Raw genomic sequence first — 20,360 nt, 5'->3', positions numbered from 1 at the left:
GACGCTGGGGTAGAATCCCTGCGCAGGGGCGAGCGGAGTTCACTGTGGCGGCATTGGGCGAGGAGACCAGCGACGGGCAGTCCTACCTGCCCGACTTCTGCTCGGCCCGGGCGGTGCTCGTGGTGGTGCTCATCGCCGAGATGGTCGCCCTGGTCCTCACGCTGGCAGGCACGGCCGAGGGCGACTCCTTCCTGCTCGGCCTCTCCACGAACTCGCTGTTCGTGCTCTGGATCGCGCTGACCAGCGCGGCAGTCTTGTGCAGAGCCCGCCGCTGGCTCGCAGGCATCGACGTCGTCACCGCGCTCACCCTGTGCTTCGTGTTGCTGCAACTCGTGACCCTGCTGGTCTCGGAATGCGCCTGGTGGCTCGACCGCGTGTACGCCAGCGCGTTCCTGCAGACCGAGAGCCACGGCTGGTTCCTGCTGCGCAATCTCGGCATCAGCGGGCTCGTCTCGGCGGTCGCGCTGCGCTATTTCTACGTGGCCGGCGAATGGCGGCGCAACGTGGAGCTGGAGGCGCGGGCGAGAATCCGCGCGCTGCAGGCCCGCATCCGGCCGCACTTCCTGTTCAACAGCATGAACACCATCGCGGCGCTGATCGGCAGCAATCCCGGCCGGGCCGAGGAGGCGGTGGAGGATCTCTCCGATCTCTTCCGTGCCACCCTCGCCGAGGCGCAGAGCATGATCCCGCTGAAGCAGGAGCTCGAGGTGGCGCGGATCTACCAGCGCATGGAGCAGCTGCGCCTGGGCGAGCGCCTGGTGGTGAACTGGGACGTCGCAGAGCTGCCCATGCGCGCCCGCATCCCGGGGCTGATGGTGCAGCCGCTGCTCGAGAACGCCATCTATCACGGCATCGAGCCGCTGCCCGAGGGCGGCACGGTCTCGATCAGGGGCCGCAGGGATGACGGCGACGTGATGCTCACCATCTCCAATCCCCGGTCGCCGGGCGCCACGCGCCGGGAGGGCAACCGGCTGGCGCTGGACAACATCCGCCAGCGACTCGAGCTCGCCTTCGGCCGCCGCGCCGGCGTGGAGGTGGACGAAAGCGAGGCGCGCTACAGCGTGACGCTGCGCTTCCCCGCGGAGGAGGCGGAGCAGTGAGGATACTGATCGTCGACGACGAACGGCCGGCCCGCGAGCGGCTCGCCGATCAGCTCGGCCGGATGCAGCGCTGCGAGATCGCCGGCCAGGCGGCCGACGGCCGGGAGGCCCTCGAGCTCTGCGAGCGGCTGCGCCCCGACGTGGTGCTGCTGGACATCCGCATGCCGGGCATGGACGGCATCGAGACCGCGCGGCACATGGCGCGGCTCGCCAGCCCGCCAGCGGTAATCTTCACCACGGCCTACGACGAGTACGCCATCGAGGCGTTCGAGGCGGAGGCGGTCGGCTATCTGCTGAAGCCCATCCGCCGCAGCAAACTGGAGCAGGCGCTCGCGCGCGCCGCCCGGCTCACCGGCGGCCAGCTCTCCGGCATCGCCGCCACCGGCGAACGGCGCCGCCACCTCTGCGCCCGGGTGCGCGACGAGCTGCGCCTGATCCCGGTCGCGGACGTCTACTACTTCCAGGCGGACCAGAAATACGTGCGCGCCTGCCATCGCCGGGGCGAGGACCTGCTCGACGAGTCGCTGAAGTCGCTGGAGGAGGAGTTCGCGCCGGATTTCTGCCGCATCCACCGCAATTCCCTGGTCGCCCTGGAGCACCTCGAGGCGCTGGATAAGGATGCCGACGGCAAACCGGTGGTACGCTTCCGCCGCACCGGACAGACCCTGCCCGTCAGCAGGCGCCATGTCGGGGAGATCCGCCAACGACTCAAGGGAGGCATTCAATGAGGGTGAGAATCGCGACGAGGGAGAGTGAACTGGCACTCTGGCAGGCCCGCCACGTGGCGGAGCGCCTGGACGCGCTGCCCGAGGTCGAAGCCGTCGAGCTCGTACCGATGACCACGAAGGGCGATCGCATCCTCGACCGCACCCTCAGCAAGATCGGCGGCAAGGGGCTGTTCATCAAGGAGCTGGAGGTGGCCATGGAGGCGGGCGAGGCCGACATCGCCGTGCATTCCATGAAGGACGTGCCGGGGGAAATGCCGCCCGGCTTCGCCCTGCCGGCCGTGCTGGAACGCGAGGATCCGCGGGACGCCATGGTGGGCAGCACGCTGGACGCCCTGCCGGGCGGCGCCGTCGTCGGTACCTCGAGCCTGAGGCGCCAGTCCCAGGTGCTGGTGCGCCGGCCCGACGTGACCGTGAAGCCGCTGCGGGGCAACGTGCAGACCCGCCTCGGCAAGCTGGACGCCGGCGACTACGACGCCATCATGCTCGCCGCCGCGGGCCTGAAGCGGCTGGGGCTGGACGACCGCATCGCGGAATGTGTGGATCCGAAGGTGATCCTGCCGGCCAACGGCCAGGGCATCGTCGGCATCGAATGCCACGAGGACCGCGCCGACCTGATCGAGGTGCTGCGCAAGCTCGAGCACGCCGAGGCGCGGCTGGTGGTCGCCGCCGAGCGCCGGGTGGGCGTCGCCCTCGGCGCGGACTGCCATTCCCCCATCGCCGTGTACGCGACCACGGCGGGCGACCGCATCACGATCCTCGCCCGGGTGATCGCCACCGACGGCTCGCGGATGCTGGAGGACAGCATCGAGGGCGCCGCTGTCGATGGCGAGTCCCTGGGCGCCACGCTGGCGGACCGGCTGCTCTCGGCCGGCGCCGGCGAGATTCTCGCCGCGGCGGAATCCGCGACCGCATGAGCCGGCCCTCGCTGGCCGGCGCCGGTGTCCTCGTCACCCGTGCCCGGGACCAGGCGGGTCCGCTCGTCGCGGCGGTCGAGGAGGCGGGCGGCGTGGCCTGGCTGCTGCCGGCGCTCGAGATCGTTGCGGTGGACGGGAAGGAGGCGGCCGGTGAGACACCCGACCTGGCCGTCTTCGTCAGCCCCAACGCGGTGCGGCACGGCGCCCGCTTTCTCTCGCTGCCCGGCTGCCGCTACGCCGCCATCGGCCCCGCCACCGCCGAGGCGATGAGCCGGGCCGGCCGGCCGCCCGACCTCACGCCCGCGGGCGGCTACGACAGCGAGAGCCTGCTGGCCGCGGACGAACTCGCCGACATGAGCGGCCGCCGGGTGCTCATCGTGCGCGGCCGCGGCGGCCGGGAATTGCTGGCCGACACGCTGCGCGAGCGCGGCGCCACGGTCGACTACGCCGAGGTCTACGAGCGTCGGCTGCCACAGCCGGAAGCCGGGGAGGTCGAGGCGGTCATCGCCGCCTGGCGTGAGGGTCGGCTCCGTTACGTGACCTGCCTCAGCGTCGCCACGCTGCGTAACCTGGCGGAACTGCTGGGGGAAAACGGGGCGGCAGTGCTGCGGGGGGCCACACTGGTGAGCGCCAGCGATCGTGTGTTACAACTCGCCGTACGCGAAGACATCGCTGTGGACACCCTGCTTGCGCAAGGCCCGGAGCCCTCCGACCTCGTTCGGGCTATGGTCTTGGCGATGGTCTTCCCCGACGGGGATACCGGACAGAGCAGATCATGACTGAGCAAGAGAAGCCCCGGTCGAAGACCGCAGCGGACGACGATGCCCGACCCGACGCCGGCCCGCCGGAGGCCGACGAGGCTCGGGAGGCGCAGGGCGAAGACGAGGCCCCCGCCGAGGCCCGGGAGGCCTCCGGGCAGCCCGCAGACGACACCGCGGAAGCCGCCACGGACGACGCCTCAGCCGCCGCGCACGAAGAACCCCCCGCAGCAGACTCAGCCCGCGCGGACGACCCGCACGAAGGCGGAGGCGCCGCCGTGCCCGCCCCCGGCGGCAACGGTAAAGACGCCAGTGGCGGCGGCAGGACCGTCGCGCTGGTCGCATGGCTGGCACTCGTCCTCGCGCTGGCCGCAGCCGGCTTCAGCGGTTACCGCTGGTGGCTGGAGCGCAGCGCCGGCGCCGAGACGGCCGGGCTCGAGTCCGCCGTGAACACGCTGGAGAGGGAGGCGGCGGACAACGCGGAGGCCGTGTCCGAACTCCGCGGCCGACTGTCGTCGCTGCAGCAATCGTTGCAGCAGGCGCAGCAAGCGGCGCGCCAGGCGGCCGATGCCGACGAACTCGCGCGGCTGCAGCGCGAGTTCCGGGAGAGCCGCGACATCGTCGAGTCGCTGCCCGGCCGCATGGAGAACCTGGAAGAATCCATGGCCAGTCTCCAGGGCGTATCGGCCGGCGCGCGTGATGCCTGGCTCGTGGCCGAGGCCGAGTACTACATGCAGCTGGCGAATGCCCAGGCGCAGCTGGCCGGCAACGCCGAGCTGGCGGCGTTCGCGCTCGAACTGGCCGACCGCCGCATCCGCGAGCTGGGCGATCCGGTCTACACGCCGGTACGCCGCGAACTCGCCGACGAGATCACCGCGCTGCGGGCCGTGGAGGATGTCGACATCGAAGGGGTCACGCTGACGTTGGCGAGCCTGGCCGACGTGATCCAGTCTCTGCCGCTGGACGAGGAGGTGACGCCGGAGGATCGGCCGCGGCCGGAGATCGGCGAGGAGACCAGCGGATTCAGCCGCGCCTGGACGGCGGTGAAGAACGCCTTCTCGGACATGGTCAGCGTGCGCCGCACCAACGAACAGCTGGAGCCGCTGCTGTCGCCGGAGGCGCAGTACTTCCTGCGCACCAACATCGCGCTGCAGCTGCAGACGGCGCGCCTCGCTTTGCTGCAGGGCGAAGGCGCGATATTCCGCCAGAGCCTCGAGGACGCCCGCAGCTGGCTGGAGCGCTATTTCGACGGGGACACCAGGGCGGTGAGCGGCGCGGTGGAGACCATCGCCGAGCTCGCCGACAGCCCGGTCGCTGCGGAGCTGCCCGACATCTCGGCCTCGCTGCGGCTGTTCCGCCAGCGCCAGGCCCTGGCCCAGGGCAGTGGCCAGGGAAGTGGCCCGGGAGCCGACGAGGGAGCCGAATGAAGTTCGGAGCCTGGGTCGTCGTCACGCTGATCCTGGGCGCCCTGGGCGCACACCTCCTGTTTGCCGACCCGGGCTACGTGGTCATCAACATCCGCGGCTGGCTGATCGAGATGTCGGTACCCATCCTGCTGGCGCTGATACTCGCCACGATGTTCGCACTCTGGCTCGCCTGGGAGCTCCTCAAGGCGCCGAAGAAGCTGGGCGAGAAGGCCGGGGAGTTCCGTGCCCGCCGCGCCGGCCACCAGTTCACGAAAGGGCTGATCGAGGTGGCCGAGGGCAATTTCTCCAAAGGCGAGAAGCTGCTCACCCGGCGCGTGAACCGGGCGGACGCCCCGCTGCTGAACTACCTGGCCGCGGCGCGCGCGGCCCAGCTCCAGGGCGACGGCGAGCGCCGGGACAAGTGGCTGCGGCTGGCCTACGAGGAGACGCCGGATGCCACGAACGCCGTGCTCCTGACCCAGGCCGAGCTGCAGCTCGCGGCCGAGGAATACGAGCAGGCGCTGGCGACGCTGCGGCGCCTGCAGGAGAACGCCCCCAATCACTCCCAGGCGCTGTTCCTGCTCGGCCGGCTCTATCGGGAGCTCGAAGACTGGGATCAGCTCGCCGAGCTGCTGCCTAAGCTCAGGAAGCAGGGGCGCATCCCTGCCGGGACGCTGCAGGAATGGGCCCGGGAAGTGCATCGGCGCAAGCTCGAGCAGGCGGGAGAGGATCCCACCCGCGTGACCGCGGTGTGGAAGCAGATACCGAAGGCACTGCGGGACGACGACGTGCTGATCGGCGCCTACGTCGACGCCCTGGCCCGCGCGGGCGGCGAGGAGGTGGCCGAGGCGGAGCTGCGGCGCCGGCTGCGCGCCCGCTGGTCGCCGGGGCTGGCCCGACTGTACGGCAAGCTGGAGACGGCCGACGCCGGCCGCCAGCTCCGCCACGCCGAGAACTGGCTGAAGCAGCACGGCGAGGACGCCGCCCTGCTGCTGACCGCCGGCCGGCTGTGCATGCGCCAGGAGCTCTGGGGCAAGGCCCGGAGTTATCTGGAGACCGCGCTCGCGATCGGGCCCACGCCCGAGACCTACGAACTCTACGGCCGCCTCCTCAATCGCCTGGGCGAAGGCGAAGCCGCCGCCGACGCCTACCGCTCCGGCCTGACCATGGTCGCCGCCTCGGACCGGCTCGCGCTGCCGCACCTGGGCGAGGCCGGCGACGAGCGCCCCTGAGGGGGACGTGAGCCGGACATGAGCAGGATATGAGCGAGTCGTGACCGCGCCGCTGACGCTGATCGTGGGCGCCGGCTACACCGGCCGGCGGGTCGCCCGCCGTCTGGCGGACGAGCGCGCCGCCGTGCATTGCCTCACCGGCTCCGCTGCCTCCGCGGCGGCGCTGGCCGATGCCGGCATTGCGGCCACGGCGCTCGACCTCGACGAGTCCGGCACGCTGCCCCGCCTGCCGGGCGGAGCGCTGCGGGTGCTCTATCTCGTCCCGCCCGGGGAGGGTGAGGGCGAGGACGATCCGCGCCTCGCACGCTTCCTCGCGGCGCTGCCGCGCCAGCCGGAACGCTTCGTGCTGGCCAGCACCAGCGGCGTGTACGGCGATTGCGGCGGCGAACTCGTGGACGAGGAGCGCCCGCCGGCGCCGTCCACGGAACGCGCACGGCGCCGGGTGGCCGCGGAGACGACGCTCAGGCGTTGGGCGGACGCCGAGGGGGTGAGCTGGACGATCCTGCGTATCGCCGGCATCTACGGCCCCGGGCGGCTGCCCCTGGAGGCGATCCGTTCGGGTCAGCCCGTGATCCGCGAGGAAGACGCCTCGCCGGGGAACCGCATCCACGTGGACGACCTGGCGCGCGTCTGCATCGCCGCCCTGGAGCCGGCCGCGCCCGGCGGCATCTACAATGTGGCGGACGGCAGCGGGCAGAGCTCCGGGGCGTTCTTCCGACGGGTGGCGGAGGCGGCCGGGCTGCCGGCGCCGCCCGCGGTCAGCCGGGCGGAGGCGCGGCGGCAGATGTCACCGATGCGCTACAGCTTCCTCGCCGAAGCGCGCCGGCTCGACACGCGGCGGCTGCGCGAGACACTGGGCGTGGAACTGGCCTACGACGACCCGGCAGCAGGCGTACGGGCCAGCCTCGAGGAGGCCGGCGCAGCGCGAGACGGCTGACGCCGGCGCCGCTGCCGGCTCGGCCGTCGGCTGTCAGGGCCGGCTGCGGCGGGAGTTCAGCCACTCCATCAGCGGTTCCCACTGATCCCAGTCCGGCCAGGCCAGGTACTCGGGCAGCTCCGAGACGCCGAGCCCCCGGGTGTAGGCGCGGATGTAGTTCTGGGCCTCCCGGAACCAGGCCACGTAGGGCACCTTCAGGCTCTCCAGGTATTCGTCCAGATCGCCGGCGATCAGGGTGTTCTCGCGCACCCGGTTGGCCACCACGCCGATGCGCGCCTTCTTGCGCTCCACCTTGCCGACGCCCAGGAGCTCGTCGATGAAGCGGTTGGCCGCCTGCATGTCCACCGTCGACGGCAGCACGGGCACGATAATGGTCTCGGCATGGTTGATGAGCGAGGTCAGTTCCGGTCCGTGGGAGCGGGCCGGTGCGTCCATTATCAGCACGTCGGCGCTGCGGGGCAGATGCTTCAGCCCCTCCTCGAAGGCGGCGAGTCCGACGATCTCCGGATAGCCTTCCGGCCGGCGCTCGAGCCAGTCCAGACTGGAGCGCTGCGGGTCGTAGTCCGCGAGCGCGACGCTCTTGCCCTCGTTCGCATACCAGGCGGCGAGATTGGTGGCGAGCGTACTTTTGCCGCAACCGCCCTTCGGGTTCAGCACGATGATCTGACGCATGTTGTCTCCCTGCGCTTCGTGTTGGTTTTGTGCAGTTTATGTAAAGTATCGCCGCGCCGCTAGAAAGTCCACGCAACAGTGACGCCATTCGCACGGCAATTTGACCTACAGTACGCCCATGCAGCTGCCCTTCGTGAAAATGCACGGCCTCGGCAACGACTTCATGGTGGTGCGCGACCAGCCCGATGCTGCACTGCCCGACGCCGCCGCCATCCGCCGCCTGGCGCATCGCCGGGAGGGCGTGGGCTTCGACCAGCTGCTCTGGATAGAAGCGCCGCGCAGCGCCGGCACCGACGCGTGGTACCGGATATTCAACGCCGACGGCGGCGAGGTGGAGCAGTGCGGCAACGGCCTGCGCTGCATCGCGCGCCTGCTCGGCGAGGCGCCGGGGGCTCCGCCGATGCTGCGCCTGGAGTGCCGCGCCGGGATCTCCGAGGCACGCATCGCCGGACCGGGCATCACCGCCGTCTCCATGGGCCAGCCCCGGTTCGCGCCGGCGGACGTCCCTATGGCCGTGGAGATGGCCATGGAGACGGCGACGACCGCGGAAGCGGATGCCGGCACCTACCGGCTGGAGGCCGGCGGCCGCAGCGTGGAGGTCGCGGCGCTGTCCATGGGCAATCCCCACTGCGTGCTGCTGGTCGACGACGTCGACCGCGCGCCGGTGGCCGAACTCGGGCCCGCGCTCGAGCATCACCCCGCCTTCCCCGAACGCTGCAACGTCGGCTTCCTGGAGCCCCGCGGGCGCGACCGGGCCCGGCTGCGGGTGTGGGAGCGCGGGGTCGGTGAGACCCGGGCCTGCGGCAGCGGTGCCTGCGCCGCGATGGTGGCGGGGAGGCGCCGCGGCCTGTTCGGCGACGAGGTAACCCTGGCCCTGCCCGGTGGCGATCTCGTGGTAAGCTGGCGCGGCCCCGGTGAGGCCGTCTGGCTGACCGGCCCGGCCCAGTACTCCTTCGAGGGAACCGTCGCCCTATGAGCACACAGCACAAACGAGAGCCCGTGGTGGACAGTGCCAGCGAGGAGGCCGTGGAGGACTATCTCCTGCACCACCCCGAGTTCTTCGAGAACCATCCCCGCCTGCTCGACACGCTGCGCCTGCCCCATGCCGCGGGCGGCGGCGCCGTCTCGCTGGTGGAGCGCCAGGTGGCGACGCTCAGGCAGAAGAACCTCAAGGTCGAGCGCAAGCTGCGGGAACTCCTGGAGGTGGCGCGCGCCAACGACCGCCTGGCCGCCCGCATCCACACGCTGGCGCTGGCGCTCATGGCCGCCGACAGTCGGGAGGAGACCCTGGCCTGCATCGCACGGGAACTGCGCACGGGCTTCGGGGCGGATCACGCCGTGATGGTGCTGTTCGGCGACCCGGCGGACTATGCCGGCGTCGGCGAACGGCGTTTCCTGCACGTCATCGGCCGTGACGACCCGCGGCTGGGCCCCTTCGAGACCTTCCTCTCGGCCGCCCGCGCCCGTTGCGGCCGGGTGCGCGACAGCCAGCGCGAATTCCTGTTCGGCGCCTCCGCCGACGAGGTGGGCAGCATGGCGCTGCTGCCCCTCGGCGAGGGAGCCGCGCTCGGCTTCATCGGCATCGGCAGCGTCGATGCGGACCATTTCCACCCGGCCATGAGCATCGACTTCCTCACCCGCATCGGCGAGCTCGTGGCCGCTGCCGTGAGGCGTTACTGACCGGTCGGCCCGTTGTCGCCGGAAGAACGCCAGCGCACCGACGCCTTCCTCGAGCACCTCGCCTTCGAGAAGCGCTGCTCCGCGCATACCGTGGCCAACTACCGCCGGGACCTCGCGGCCCTGGTCGACTATTGCGAGCGCGCCGGCCACGACCGCTGGCGCGACCTCACCACCCACGATGTTCGCGCCTTCGCCGCCGCCTGCCACCGGCGCGGTCTCTCGCCCCGCTCCATCCAGCGCCGGCTGTCCGCCGTGCGCAGCTTCTTCCGCTACCTGATCCGGGAGAAGGTGCTGAAGCGCAACCCGGCCGCGGACGTGAGCGCGCCGAAGGCCGGCAAGCGCCTGCCGGGCACGCTGGACGCCGACCAGATGGCGCGGCTGCTGGAGTTCCCCGGCGACGACCCGCTCACGGTGCGGGACCGGGCCATGCTCGAACTCCTGTATTCGTCGGGACTGCGGCTGGCCGAGCTCGTGGCCCTGGACGTGCACGACGTGGACGCATCTGATGCCACGGTCACGGTGACCGGCAAGGGCGCGAAGACCCGCATCGTGCCGGTGGGCCGCCGCGCGCTCGAGGCGCTCGCGCAGTGGCAGCGCACCCGGGTGCGGATGGCCGGCCACGAGGAGCGCGCGCTGTTCGTCAGCCGGCGGGGCACCCGGCTGGCGCCCCGCTCGGTGCAGGAGCGCATCGTCCACTGGGCGAAGCGCCAGGGCATGGACCGGAGCGTCTATCCGCACCTCTTCCGCCATTCGTTCGCGTCCCACCTGCTGGAGTCGAGCGGCGACCTGCGCGCGGTGCAGGAACTGCTGGGACATGCGGACGTATCCACGACGCAGATCTACACCCACCTTGATTTCCAGCACCTGGCCCAGATATACGACCGGACTCATCCCAGGGCGCGCAACAACCGCAAATAGCCGGCGCCCGCAACAGCGAAGGCAGATCCATGGAGCAGTACAGAGGCACAACCATCGTCTCGGTGAGACGCGGTGGCCGCGTGGCCATCGGCGGCGACGGCCAGGTGAGCATGGGCGACACCGTCATGAAGGGCAACGCCCGCAAGGTGCGCCGTCTGGCCGACGGCAGCGTGATCGCCGGCTTCGCGGGCGGCACGGCGGACGCCTTCACGCTGTTCGAGTATTTCGAGCGCAAGCTGCAGCAATACGGCAACCTGACCCGCGCCGCCATCGAGCTGGCCAAGGACTGGCGCACCGACCGCATGCTACGCCGGCTGGAAGCGCTGCTGTGCGTGGCCGACCGGGAGACCTCGCTGATCATCTCGGGCAACGGCGACGTGATCGAGCCCGAATTCGACCTCATGGCGATCGGCTCCGGCGGGCCCTATGCCCAGTCGGCCGCCCGGGCGCTGCTGGAGAACACGGACCTGGGCGCCCGGGAGATCGTGGAGAAGTCGCTCGAGATCGCCGGCGACGTCTGCGTCTATACCAATCGTTTCATCACCATCGAGGAACTCCCCGGCGAGACGGAAGCCGGGGCCGAATGACATGTCTATGACCCCCAGGGAGATCGTCCAGGAGCTGGACAAGCACATCGTCGGCCAGGACAACGCCAAGCGGGCCGTGGCCATCGCACTCAGGAACCGCTGGCGCCGGGTACAGGTGCCCGAGCCGCTCAGGAGCGAGATCACGCCGAAGAACATCCTCATGATCGGCGCCACCGGCGTCGGCAAGACCGAGATCGCACGCCGCCTGGCGCGCCTCGCCCGCGCGCCGTTCATCAAGGTGGAGGCCACCAAATTCACCGAGGTGGGCTACGTCGGCCGCGAAGTGGACTCCATCGTCCGCGACCTGATGGACGTCTCCATCAAGATGACCCGGGAAGCCGAGATGGCCAAGGTGCGCCACCGGGCCGAGGACGCGGCCGAGGAGCGGGTGCTGGACGCCCTGCTGCCGCCGCCGCGCCGTGGCGTGGGTTTCGCCGCGGAGGAGCAGCCGCCCCGGGAAGGCAGCGATACCCGGCAGAAGTTCCGCAAGAAGCTGCGCGAGGGCGATCTGGACGAGCGCGAGATCGAGGTGGAGACCCAGGCCATGCCGGCGGGCGTCGAGATCATGGCGCCGCCGGGCATGGAGGAGATGACCAGCCAGCTGCAGAGCATGTTCCAGAACCTGGGCCAGGGCCGGCGCACGACCCGCAAGCTGAAGGTCCGCGAGGCGCTGAAGATCCTCACCGAGGAGGAGGCGGCACGGCTGCTGGACGACGAGGAGGTGAAGGCGCGGGCACTGGAGGCCGTGGAGCAGCACGGCATCGTCTTCATCGACGAGCTGGACAAGGTGGCCAAGCGCTCCGAGAGCATGGGCGCCGACGTCTCCCGGGAAGGCGTGCAGCGCGACCTGCTGCCGCTGGTGGAGGGCTGCACGGTCAACACCAAATACGGCATGGTGCGCACCGATCACATCCTGTTCATCGCCTCCGGCGCCTTCCACGTGGCCAAGCCCTCCGACCTGATCCCGGAGCTGCAGGGCCGCTTCCCCATCCGGGTGGAGCTCGATTCCCTGAAGGCGCCCGATTTCGTGCGCATCCTCACCGAGCCGGATGCCTCGCTGACCCGCCAGTACCGCGCGCTGCTTGACACCGAGGGCATGGAGCTGGAGTTCACCGACGAGGGAGTGGAGCGCATCGCGGACGTGGCCTTCCGGGTGAACGAGAACACGGAGAACATCGGCGCGCGCCGGCTGCACACCGTGATGGAGCGGCTGCTGGAGGTCATCTCCTACGAGGCGGCGGACAGGAGCGGCTACCGGCTCTCGGTCACGGCGGAGTACGTCGACGAGCATCTCGGCGAGCTCGTCCAGGACGAGGATCTCAGCCGCTACATCCTGTGAGCGCGCGAGCCGCATAGCCATGGAAGAGGCACCCACGGAAATACGCCTGCGCCGCAAGTCCCGGCTGCTGACGGTCGCCTTCGCCGACGGCGCGAGCTTCGACCTGCCCTTCGAGTACCTGCGTGTGTACTCGCCGTCGGCCGAGGTGCGTGGCCACGGGCCGGGCCAGGAGGTGCTGCAGACGGGCAAGGAGGACGTGCAGATCACCGCCGTGGAACCCGTCGGCCACTACGCAGTTCGACTCGTCTTCGACGACGGCCACAATACCGGGCTGTACCGCTGGGGTTACCTGCGGAAACTGGGCGAGAATCGGGACGAGCGCTGGCAGGAGTACCTCGACCGGCTCGAGGCCGCGGGGTATCCTCGCAGACCCGCTGACTGACCGCCCGACCCCGCCATGAGCAAAGAGAAGACCCGCGACAGCGAGACCCATTTCGGCTACCGCCGGGTGGCGGCCGACCAGAAGGCCGACCTGGTCCGCGGCGTCTTCGATTCCGTGGCCGAGCGCTACGACCTCATGAACGACCTCATGTCCGGCGGCATCCACCGGCTGTGGAAGCGCCGGACGGTCAGCGAGGCCGCCGCCCGTCCCGGCCAGTGCGCCCTGGACCTGGCCGGCGGCACCGGCGATCTGGCGATGAGCTTCGCCCGGCAGGTGGGCGAGACCGGCCACGTGGTGCTGGCCGACATCAACGCGGCGATGCTGCGCCAGGGACGACGGCGCATGCTCGACGCCGGCATCATCGGCAACGTGAGCATGGCCCAGGTGGACGCGGAAAACCTGCCGTTCGCGGACGGCAGCTTCGACCTGGTCACCATCGCCTTCGGGCTGCGCAACGTCACGCACAAGGAGGCGGCGCTGGCCTCCATGTACCGCGTGCTGAAGCCCGGCGGCAAGATGCTGATCCTGGAGTTCTCCCGCCCCGCGGAGGCCCTGCAGCCGATCTACGACCTGTATTCCTTCCGCGTCCTGCCGCTGCTGGGCCGCATGGTGGCGGGCGACGCGGACAGCTACCAGTACCTGGCCGAGTCCATCCGCATGCATCCCGACCAGGAGACGCTGCTCGGCATGATGGGCGATGCAGGCTTCGAGCGCTGCCGCTACGTCAATCTCACCGGGGGCATCGCCGCCCTGCACATCGGTTACCACCTCTGAGGGCCGTACGCCGTGGATCCCCTGGAAACCCTGTTCCGGCCGGCGCTCACCCTGGTGAACGCCCAGATCGCCCAGAGCACGCCGGCACGGGACCTGTGCGACGAACTCGACGGCCGGGTGATCGCGGTGCGGGTGCGGGATTCGTTCCTGGCGCTCTATGTCCGGGTCACCGCCGCCGGCCTGGAGCTGCACACCGACTACGTGGATGACCCGGATACGGTCATCACCGGCTCGCTGCTGGCGCTGCCCCGGTTGCTCGCCGGCGGCGCCGCCGAGGCGATCCGCAGCGGCAGCATCGAGATCGACGGCGATACCGAGACGGCCACCCGCTTCCGCGAGCTGCTGCGGTTCGCGCGGCCGGACGTGGAGGAACGGCTCTCGGGCGTGCTGGGCGACGCCGGCGCGCGCCAGGCCGGCGAGCTCGCGCGCAGCATCGGGCTCTGGGGCCGGCAGGTGGCCGACACCCTGACCCGCAACGTCTCCGAGTACGTGACCGAGGAACGGGGCGACCTCCCCGCCCGGGGCGAGGTCGAGGCCTTCTACGCCGAGGTGGACCGGCTGCGGGACGACGTGGCGCGGCTCGAGGCCCGCATCCGGGCACTGTCCGCAGACGACCGCTCATGATGCGCCCCCGGCTGCTGTTGCGCCTCATCGCCATCCAGCGGGTGCTGGTGCGCTACGGCCTGGACGAGCTGATCGTCGCCACCCATCTGCTGCGCCCCATGCGCTTCGTGTTCCGGCTGCTGCCGGGCCGGGCTGTCGTGGACGAACCGCTGGGCGTGCGCATCCGCCTGGCACTGCAGGAGCTGGGACCCATCTTCGTGAAGTTCGGGCAGGCCATCTCCACGCGGCGGGACCTGCTGCCGGTGGAGGTCGCCGACGAGCTCGCCAAGCTGCAGGACCAGGTGCCTCCGTTCTCCTCCGAGCTGGCGCTGGAGATCGTCGAGAAAGCCTATGGCAAGCCTGTCGCGGAGGTCTTCGGCAGCTTCGAGGAGCAGGCGCTCGCGGCCGCCTCCATCGCCCAGGTGCACGCGGCCACGCTGAAGGACGGCACCGAGGTGGTGGTGAAGATGCTGCGTCCCGACATGCGCGAGGTGATCGAGCGCGACCTGGAGGTGATGTACTTCATGGCCGGGCTCGCGCACCGCTACTGGCGGGAGGCGCGGCGGCTGCGCCCGGTGGAAGTGGTGCGCGAGTACGAGAAGACCATCATCGACGAGCTGGACCTCATGCGCGAAGCCGCCAACGCGGCCCAGCTCGCGCGCAACTTCGCCGGCTCGGACCTGCTGCACGTGCCGGAGATCTACTTCGACTACTGTCACGTCAACGTCATCGTGATGGAGCGCATCTACGGCATCCCCATCAGCAACATGCGGGCGCTCAGGGAGGCCGGGGCGGACATAAAGCGGCTGGCCGAGAAGGGCGTGGAGATCTTCTTCACCCAGGTGTTCCGGCACAACTTCTTCCACGCCGACATGCACCCGGGCAACATCTTCATCCAGGTGCACGACCCGAAGGACCCGCAGTATGCCGCGGTCGACTTCGGCATCGTCGGCACGCTGAACCCGGTGGACCAGCGCTACCTGGCCGAGAACTTCCTCGCCTTCTTCGAGCAGGACTATCACAAGGTGGCGCGGCTGCACATCGACTCGGGCTGGGTGCCGCCGGACACCCGGGTGGACGAGCTGGAATCCGCCGTGCGAACGGTCTGCGAGCCCATCTTCAGCAAGCCGCTGGACGAGATCTCCTTCGCCCAGGTCCTGATGCGGCTGTTCGAGACGGCGCGGCGCTTCGACATGCAGGTGCAGCCGCAGCTGATCCTGCTGCAGAAGACGCTGCTGAACATCGAGGGGCTGGGACGCGAGCTCTATCCCCAGCTGGACCTGTGGGAGACCGCCTATCCCATCATGCGCCAGTGGATGACCGACCGCCTGGGCGGCAAGGCCATGATCGACGATATACGCGACCATCTGCCGGAGCTGCGCGAGACGCTGCGTGAGCTGCCCCACTGGCTCAGGACCATCGCCGAGCAGTCGGCGGCCGGTGACCTGCGGGTACGCTTCGACGCCCCGGAACTGCGCGAGCTGCGCGATTCGATGGCGCGCCAGCAGCGCCAGCGCTTCGCGCTCGCCGTGGCGGCCGCTGCGTTCATCGGCGGCATCGTGCTGCTGACGACGGGGCACCCCCCCTGGCTCGGCTGGGGTGCGATGGGCGCGGCCGCGCTTGCCGCCCTGGCCGGGCGGCCCGGCGCAGGCTAGGAGGCGTACGCGGACGCGGGCCGGGCCGCGTTCGGCGGGAACCCGCTCAGTACGCGCTGGCGGCGCGGGCCTCGTAGTCCTCCAGCCGGGAGCGCGCCACCGCGGCCTCCCGATGCAGCGAGGCGATCTCGGATTCCAGCTCGCCCTCGCGGCGGGACATCTCTTTGGTCTCCATCAGGAGGCGCACCCGTTCCTCGGCCGTGGCCTCGCCGGCGATGAGGCGTGCGGAATTCGCCGCCATGTCGGAGCGGAGTTCCTCCAGCTCGTTCGCGCGGGCATCGATGCGGCTCTCGATACGCGATACCTCGGAGCGCAGTTCGTAGAGTTCGCGGCCCTCGGCGTAGCCGGCCATGAAGTCCGGCTCCAGGTCGGGCGGACACACGCCGCTGTAGCCGCCGCCGGAGGCGCCCACCCGGTAGCCGACGCCCGGCCGGCAGTACTCGAGCAGGCCCGCCTGGCGGCCGCGTTCGTAATCGTGGAAGTCCGGCGTGATGCCGGCGCTGGCACAGGCCTTGCGGTGACGGCCGATGGTGTCGGCCGAAGCACCCCGGGCGCCGTCCTCGTAGCCGATGGCCTCCCAGTCGGCGACCAGGCACTCCTCGGCGCTCATGCTCGCGCAGCCGGCGAGCGCGAGAGCGGCCGCCGCCGTGATCAGCCGTTTCAGTCCCATGATGCGTCCCTTCCCCGGTGGCAGGAACGGTGACGGTACCGCCGCCGGCAGGGCCGGCGCCCGGACCCGGTTCACAGAACGGGGCCGCCGCCGGGGCCCCTGTTTTACATAAGAGTCAGGGCGCGGCCGGGTCCCGGTCCTGGGCCCGGCCGCAGTTCCAGCAGACGGCGAACTGGTGCTCGTTCTCCTCGCCGCAGCGCCGGCAGCGCCAGCGAGGCCCCTCGTCCGCCTCCGCCCCGCGAGCCTCGCGGATGATCTCCTCGGCGCGCGCGGCCTCGAAGTCGTTGCGCACCCAGAGTTCGGGCCAGATCTCCGCATACGGGATCTCGCCCATGATCGAGCCCATGTTCTCGTTCCTGAGGAAGCAGTCGATGCCCTCGCCCTCGAGGAGGTTGCGGTAGTGGGCGACGGTTACCAGGGATTCGGCCGCGTAGACCTTCTTCACCGGCTCACCCGGGACCGGCCCTCAGCGACTCCAGGAACGCCGCGGGGTCGTCGCCCCGTTCCAGCACCTCCACCAGCGCGGAGCCCACGATGACGCCGTCGGCATGCCGGCCCACCTCGGCCACCTGCTCCGCCGTGCGGATGCCGAAGCCGGCGCAAACGGGCAGCTCCGAGGCATCGCGCACCCGGTCCAGGTAGGCGCTGGTATCCGCAGGCAGGCCGGCGCCGCCGCCCGTGATCCCGCGCATGGTCACCGCATAGACGAAACCCCGGCTCGCGCCGCACAGCCGGGCCAGCCTGGCCTCCGGTGTCGCCGGCGTGACCAGCTGCACCAGCGCGAGGCCCGCCTCCTCCAGCGGCGCCCCGAACTCCCGGCTCTCCTCCCAGGGCAGGTCCGGCACGATGAAGCCGGCCACGCCGGCTTCGAGCGACCGGCTGGCGACCCGCTCGTAGCCGTAGGCGAGCAGCGGATTCAGGTAGGACATGAGGATGACCGGCGCTTCGATGCGGTCACGGGCCTCCTCCAGGCGGTCGAAGATCCAGGTGAGGCTGACGCCCTGCTCCAGCGCGCCGCGGCTGGAGCGCTGGATGGTCATGCCGTCGGCCATCGGGTCGGAGAAGGGCACGCCCACCTCCACGACGTCGCCAACGGCGGCGATCGTGGCGAGATCATCCGCGAACCGGTCGGCTTTGGGGTAGCCCGCGGTCAGGAACGGCACCAGGCCGACGCGCCCGGCCGCCGTCGCCTCGCGGAGCGCGCGGGTGATGGTCTCATGAGGCTGCATCGTGGCTTCCTCCGATCGGATACTGGGTGAGCGTGGGCATGTCCTTGTCTCCCCGGCCCGAATTGCCGATCAGGATGCGGGCGCCGGGGTGGCTCGCCGCCCACTTGCGGGCCGCGGCGTAGGCGTGGGCGGTCTCGAGCGCCGTGAGGATGCCTTCCGCGGCGCAGAGTTCGGCCAGCGCGTCCAGGGCCTCGTCGTCGCTGGCGTTCTCGTATTCCACCCGGCCGATCGCCTGCAGGAAGGCATGCTCCGGCCCCACGCCGGAGTAGTCGAGGCCCGCCGACACCGAGTGGGTCTCCTGCACCTGGCCGTTGTCGTCCTGCAGGATCATCGTGTAGCAGCCCTGCAGCACGCCCGGCCGGCCGGTGGACAGCGTGGCCGAGTTCTCGCCCAGTCCGGTGCCCTTGCCGCCGGCCTCGACGCCGATCAGCCGCACGTCCTCGTCGCCGATGAAGGGGTGGAACAGGCCGATGGCGTTGGAGCCGCCGCCGACGCAGGCGAAGACCGCGTCCGGGAGCCCGCCGATCTCGATCATCTGCCGCCGCGCCTCCTGGCCGATGACCGCCTGCAGCTCGCGCACCAGGTAGGGGTAGGGATGCGGGCCCACCGCGGAGCCGAGCAGATAATAGATGCCCTCCGGGTCCGACACCCAGTGCCTGAGCGCCTCGTCGATGGCGGCGCGCAGCGTCTGGTCGCCGCTCTCCACCGGGCAGACCTCGGCGCCGAGCCGGCGCATGCGATCGACGTTGGGGGCCTGGCGCACGATGTCCACCGCGCCCATGTAGACGCGGCAGGGCAGCCCCACCCGGGCGCAGGCCGCGGCGGAGGCCACGCCGTGCTGCCCGGCGCCGGTCTCGGCGATCACCCGTTTGGCGCCGAGGCGCTTCGCCAGCAGGGCCTGGCCGATGGCGTTGTTGATCTTGTGCGCGCCCGTGTGGGCCAGGTCCTCGCGCTTCAGCCAGACCTCCGCGCCCCAGGCCTCGCCGAGGCGGCGCGCGCCGGTCAGCGCCGTCGGGCGTCCCACCCATTCGCGGAGCTCCCGGGCGTAGTCGGCCTGAAAGTCATCCCGGGGCAGGATCTCGCGGACGCCCTGCTCCAGCCGCTCCAGCGCCGGGACGAGGGTCTCCGGCACATATCGGCCGCCAAATGGCCCGAAACGGCCGCGATCGTCGGGTAACTCCCTGTCAAGGAGCTTCTGCAGCAGGCCCGGTGCCTCGCTCGCTGCGATCAATTCGTTCGTGGCTTCGCTCATGTGGCCTCACTCATCCTCTGTCCTCGTTCTCTACTCGGATACCCGCTGGTCCCATCGGCGGACGCTCTCCACGAAGGCAGCGATCCGGGCCGGGTCCTTGCGGCCCGGCGCCCGCTCCACGCCACTGGACACGTCCACGCCCCAGGGCGCGACGGCGGCCAGCGCCGCCTCCACGTTGTCCGGCGACAGCCCGCCGGCCAGCACCAGCTCGGCGTGGGCCGCCAGCGCCGCGGCCGCCGACCAGTCGGCCCGCTCCCCGGTACCGCTGCGCGCCCCCTCGAAGAGAAAACGTGCTGGTATCTTCGCCGAACCGGACGCCAAGTCCGAGTCATCGTCCCTGTACACCGGCAAACGGACGCAGGCGTCGGGCAGCTCCAGCGCCGCGAAATCCGCCGCATCCGTCTGCAGCCAGTCGGGGGCGAAGCCGTCCCGGACCGCGGCCCACTCGTCGGGGGCGGGGTGACGCATCACGGCCACCCGGATAACCCGCCGGTCCAGCCCCTCGCAGAGCCGCCGGGCCTCACCCGGCAGCACCCGCCGTGGCGACTCGGCGAACACGAAGCCCACCGCGTCGGCACCCGCCTCCGCGGCCGCCTGTACGGCCTCGCGGCTGGTCAGTCCGCAGATCTTCACCCAGGTGCTGTCGCTCATTCGCACGATGCTCATTCGCCCAGTGCCGCACGCCCGGCGTCGCGCATCGTGCGCACCAGCTGCCCGGGCCGCCGGTCCTGCATGAGCGCCGTGCCGACCAGCGCCAGGCGGTAACCCGCCGTCGCCAGCCGCACCGCATCGGCCGGCACCTGCAAGCCGCTCTCGGCCACCGCCGGCGCCGCGTGGGGCAACAGGGGCGCCAGCGCCTCCAGCCGGCCGTCGTCCACCTCCAGGGTGCGCAGGTCGCGGCTGTTCACGCCGATGAGCAGGCGCCCGTCGTTGCCGCGCTCGTGGAAGCGGGGTTCGTCGAGCAGCCGGCCGCAGCGCTCCAGCTCGCCGGCATCGAAGCATTCCAGCAGCACGAACAGCTGCAGATCCTCCGCCAGGTCGAGCATGTCCGCGAGCGCCTCGTCGTCGAGCAGCGCGGCGATCAGCAGCACGCCGCCGGCGCCGGCCGCCCGCGCCTCCAGCAACTGGTAGGGATCGACCAGGAAATCCTTGCGCATGGCCGGGATGCCCCGCGGCGCCAGGGCGGCGGCCACGCGCTCGAGGTGGACGAGGTCGCCGCCGAAGCGGGACGGTTCGGTGAGCACGGAGACCGCCGCCGCGCCGCCGTCGGCGTAGATCTCCGCGCGGGCGGCGTCGTCGTGGACCGCGCCGCCCACCTCGACACCCCCATTGACACCGAGGGCGCCGTCCCGGGGCGAGCGGTGCTTGATCTCGGCGATGATGTCGAAACGGTCCAGCACCAGGCCCGGGGGCGGTTCACCGTCGGCGATGCGCTTGCGGAGTTCATCGGCGGGGTGCTCCCGCCGCGCCGCCTCGCAGCGCAGGCGGCTCGCCGCCGCCATCTCACGCAGGAAATCCGCCATG

General features: G+C 71.0%; 23 protein-coding genes. 16 read left to right on the top strand and 7 right to left on the bottom strand.

From position 1 onward, the window contains the following. Nucleotides 1–44: 44 nt before the first annotated feature. The 7 genes from ACJMK0_RS03650 to ACJMK0_RS03620 are packed head-to-tail and all read left to right on the top strand — an operon-like array spanning nucleotide 45 to nucleotide 7,075. Nucleotides 45–1,100 carry a sensor histidine kinase gene (locus ACJMK0_RS03650; RefSeq protein ID WP_405235603.1) on the top strand — a complete coding sequence of 352 codons (1,056 nt, stop codon included), beginning with the start codon at nucleotides 45–47 and terminating at the stop codon, nucleotides 1,098–1,100. Further along, nucleotides 1,097–1,828, top strand: a complete 732-nt coding sequence (locus ACJMK0_RS03645) for a LytR/AlgR family response regulator transcription factor (RefSeq protein WP_405235601.1) — start codon at nucleotides 1,097–1,099, stop codon at nucleotides 1,826–1,828. The genes ACJMK0_RS03650 and ACJMK0_RS03645 overlap by 4 nt, the downstream gene beginning before the upstream one ends. Beyond that, entirely contained in the window at nucleotides 1,825–2,742 is a 918-nt protein-coding gene (hemC, locus tag ACJMK0_RS03640) for a hydroxymethylbilane synthase (RefSeq protein WP_405235599.1), read from the top strand. The genes ACJMK0_RS03645 and hemC overlap by 4 nt, the downstream gene beginning before the upstream one ends. After that, entirely contained in the window at nucleotides 2,739–3,521 is a 783-nt protein-coding gene (locus tag ACJMK0_RS03635; protein ID WP_405235597.1) for a uroporphyrinogen-III synthase, read from the top strand. The genes hemC and ACJMK0_RS03635 overlap by 4 nt, the downstream gene beginning before the upstream one ends. Further along, the gene (locus ACJMK0_RS03630; RefSeq protein ID WP_405235595.1) at nucleotides 3,518–4,927 is read left to right on the top strand and encodes a uroporphyrinogen-III C-methyltransferase; all 1,410 of its coding nucleotides are present in this window, start codon (nucleotides 3,518–3,520) and stop codon (nucleotides 4,925–4,927) included. Before ACJMK0_RS03635 ends, ACJMK0_RS03630 begins: the two co-directional genes overlap by 4 nt. Beyond that, nucleotides 4,924–6,138 carry a heme biosynthesis HemY N-terminal domain-containing protein gene (locus tag ACJMK0_RS03625; RefSeq protein WP_405235593.1) on the top strand — a complete coding sequence of 405 codons (1,215 nt, stop codon included), beginning with the start codon at nucleotides 4,924–4,926 and terminating at the stop codon, nucleotides 6,136–6,138. The genes ACJMK0_RS03630 and ACJMK0_RS03625 overlap by 4 nt, the downstream gene beginning before the upstream one ends. A gap of 40 nt (nucleotides 6,139–6,178) precedes the next feature. Next, nucleotides 6,179–7,075: an SDR family oxidoreductase gene (locus ACJMK0_RS03620; RefSeq protein WP_405235591.1), complete on the top strand. Its 897-nt coding sequence runs from the start codon at nucleotides 6,179–6,181 to the stop codon at nucleotides 7,073–7,075. Nucleotides 7,076–7,108: 33 nt separating this feature from the next. On the opposite strand, the gene ACJMK0_RS03615 is transcribed toward ACJMK0_RS03620, so the two are convergent. Next, on the bottom strand, nucleotides 7,109–7,747 hold the full coding sequence (locus ACJMK0_RS03615; protein ID WP_405235589.1) for a nucleotide-binding protein: 639 nt from the start codon (nucleotides 7,745–7,747) through the stop codon (nucleotides 7,109–7,111). Between the two features lie 118 nt (nucleotides 7,748–7,865). On the opposite strand from ACJMK0_RS03615, the gene dapF reads away from it, so the two are divergent. Genes dapF through ubiB form a run of 9 tightly spaced genes read left to right on the top strand, consistent with a single transcriptional unit; the run spans nucleotide 7,866 to nucleotide 15,685 of the window. Beyond that, complete coding sequence (dapF, locus tag ACJMK0_RS03610) at nucleotides 7,866–8,723, top strand: diaminopimelate epimerase (RefSeq protein WP_405235587.1); 858 nt, start codon at nucleotides 7,866–7,868, stop codon at nucleotides 8,721–8,723. Further along, a complete protein-coding gene (locus tag ACJMK0_RS03605) occupies nucleotides 8,720–9,427 on the top strand; it encodes a DUF484 family protein (RefSeq protein ID WP_405235585.1) in 708 nt (235 codons plus the stop codon). Before dapF ends, ACJMK0_RS03605 begins: the two co-directional genes overlap by 4 nt. Nucleotides 9,428–9,439: 12 nt before the next feature. Then, nucleotides 9,440–10,345: a tyrosine recombinase XerC gene (gene xerC, locus ACJMK0_RS03600; protein WP_405235583.1), complete on the top strand. Its 906-nt coding sequence runs from the start codon at nucleotides 9,440–9,442 to the stop codon at nucleotides 10,343–10,345. Between the two features lie 29 nt (nucleotides 10,346–10,374). Then, nucleotides 10,375–10,932: an ATP-dependent protease subunit HslV gene (gene hslV / locus ACJMK0_RS03595; protein WP_405235581.1), complete on the top strand. Its 558-nt coding sequence runs from the start codon at nucleotides 10,375–10,377 to the stop codon at nucleotides 10,930–10,932. A gap of 1 nt (nucleotide 10,933) precedes the next feature. After that, nucleotides 10,934–12,271 (top strand): ATP-dependent protease ATPase subunit HslU, encoded by a 1,338-nt coding sequence (gene hslU, locus ACJMK0_RS03590; protein WP_405235579.1) that lies wholly within the window; start codon nucleotides 10,934–10,936, stop codon nucleotides 12,269–12,271. Between the two features lie 19 nt (nucleotides 12,272–12,290). Beyond that, a complete protein-coding gene (locus ACJMK0_RS03585; protein ID WP_405235578.1) occupies nucleotides 12,291–12,653 on the top strand; it encodes a gamma-butyrobetaine hydroxylase-like domain-containing protein in 363 nt (120 codons plus the stop codon). Between the two features lie 15 nt (nucleotides 12,654–12,668). Then, complete coding sequence (gene ubiE, locus ACJMK0_RS03580; protein WP_405235575.1) at nucleotides 12,669–13,427, top strand: bifunctional demethylmenaquinone methyltransferase/2-methoxy-6-polyprenyl-1,4-benzoquinol methylase UbiE; 759 nt, start codon at nucleotides 12,669–12,671, stop codon at nucleotides 13,425–13,427. Between the two features lie 12 nt (nucleotides 13,428–13,439). After that, nucleotides 13,440–14,051 carry a ubiquinone biosynthesis accessory factor UbiJ gene (locus ACJMK0_RS03575; RefSeq protein WP_405235573.1) on the top strand — a complete coding sequence of 204 codons (612 nt, stop codon included), beginning with the start codon at nucleotides 13,440–13,442 and terminating at the stop codon, nucleotides 14,049–14,051. Continuing rightward, entirely contained in the window at nucleotides 14,048–15,685 is a 1,638-nt protein-coding gene (gene ubiB, locus ACJMK0_RS03570; RefSeq protein WP_405235571.1) for a ubiquinone biosynthesis regulatory protein kinase UbiB, read from the top strand. Before ACJMK0_RS03575 ends, ubiB begins: the two co-directional genes overlap by 4 nt. Before the next feature lie 46 nt (nucleotides 15,686–15,731). Here ubiB and ACJMK0_RS03565 read toward each other — a convergent pair whose 3' ends face one another. From ACJMK0_RS03565 to ACJMK0_RS03540, 6 genes are all read right to left on the bottom strand, one after another. Further along, entirely contained in the window at nucleotides 15,732–16,355 is a 624-nt protein-coding gene (locus tag ACJMK0_RS03565; protein ID WP_405235569.1) for a DUF2799 domain-containing protein, read from the bottom strand. A 115-nt stretch (nucleotides 16,356–16,470) separates the two neighbouring features. Further along, entirely contained in the window at nucleotides 16,471–16,800 is a 330-nt protein-coding gene (locus ACJMK0_RS03560) for a putative signal transducing protein (protein ID WP_405235567.1), read from the bottom strand. 4 nt (nucleotides 16,801–16,804) lie between these two features. Continuing rightward, nucleotides 16,805–17,584, bottom strand: coding sequence for a tryptophan synthase subunit alpha (gene trpA, locus ACJMK0_RS03555; RefSeq protein WP_405235565.1), 780 nt, complete (start codon nucleotides 17,582–17,584; stop codon nucleotides 16,805–16,807). Next, nucleotides 17,571–18,836, bottom strand: a complete 1,266-nt coding sequence (gene trpB, locus ACJMK0_RS03550; RefSeq protein ID WP_405235563.1) for a tryptophan synthase subunit beta — start codon at nucleotides 18,834–18,836, stop codon at nucleotides 17,571–17,573. Before trpB ends, trpA begins: the two co-directional genes overlap by 14 nt. A 30-nt stretch (nucleotides 18,837–18,866) precedes the next feature. Further along, nucleotides 18,867–19,487 carry a phosphoribosylanthranilate isomerase gene (locus ACJMK0_RS03545; RefSeq protein ID WP_405235561.1) on the bottom strand — a complete coding sequence of 207 codons (621 nt, stop codon included), beginning with the start codon at nucleotides 19,485–19,487 and terminating at the stop codon, nucleotides 18,867–18,869. Between the two features lie 11 nt (nucleotides 19,488–19,498). After that, the gene (locus tag ACJMK0_RS03540; protein ID WP_405235560.1) at nucleotides 19,499–20,359 is read right to left on the bottom strand and encodes an indole-3-glycerol phosphate synthase TrpC; all 861 of its coding nucleotides are present in this window, start codon (nucleotides 20,357–20,359) and stop codon (nucleotides 19,499–19,501) included. Between the last annotated feature and the right edge of the window lies 1 nt (nucleotide 20,360).

It is taken from the genome of Lentisalinibacter orientalis (assembly GCF_040706535.1).
GTDB lineage: Bacteria > Pseudomonadota > Gammaproteobacteria > Steroidobacterales > Woeseiaceae > Lentisalinibacter > Lentisalinibacter orientalis.
The sequence above is the reverse complement of the archived record's forward strand: the minus strand, read 5'-3'. Positions and strand labels throughout refer to the sequence as shown.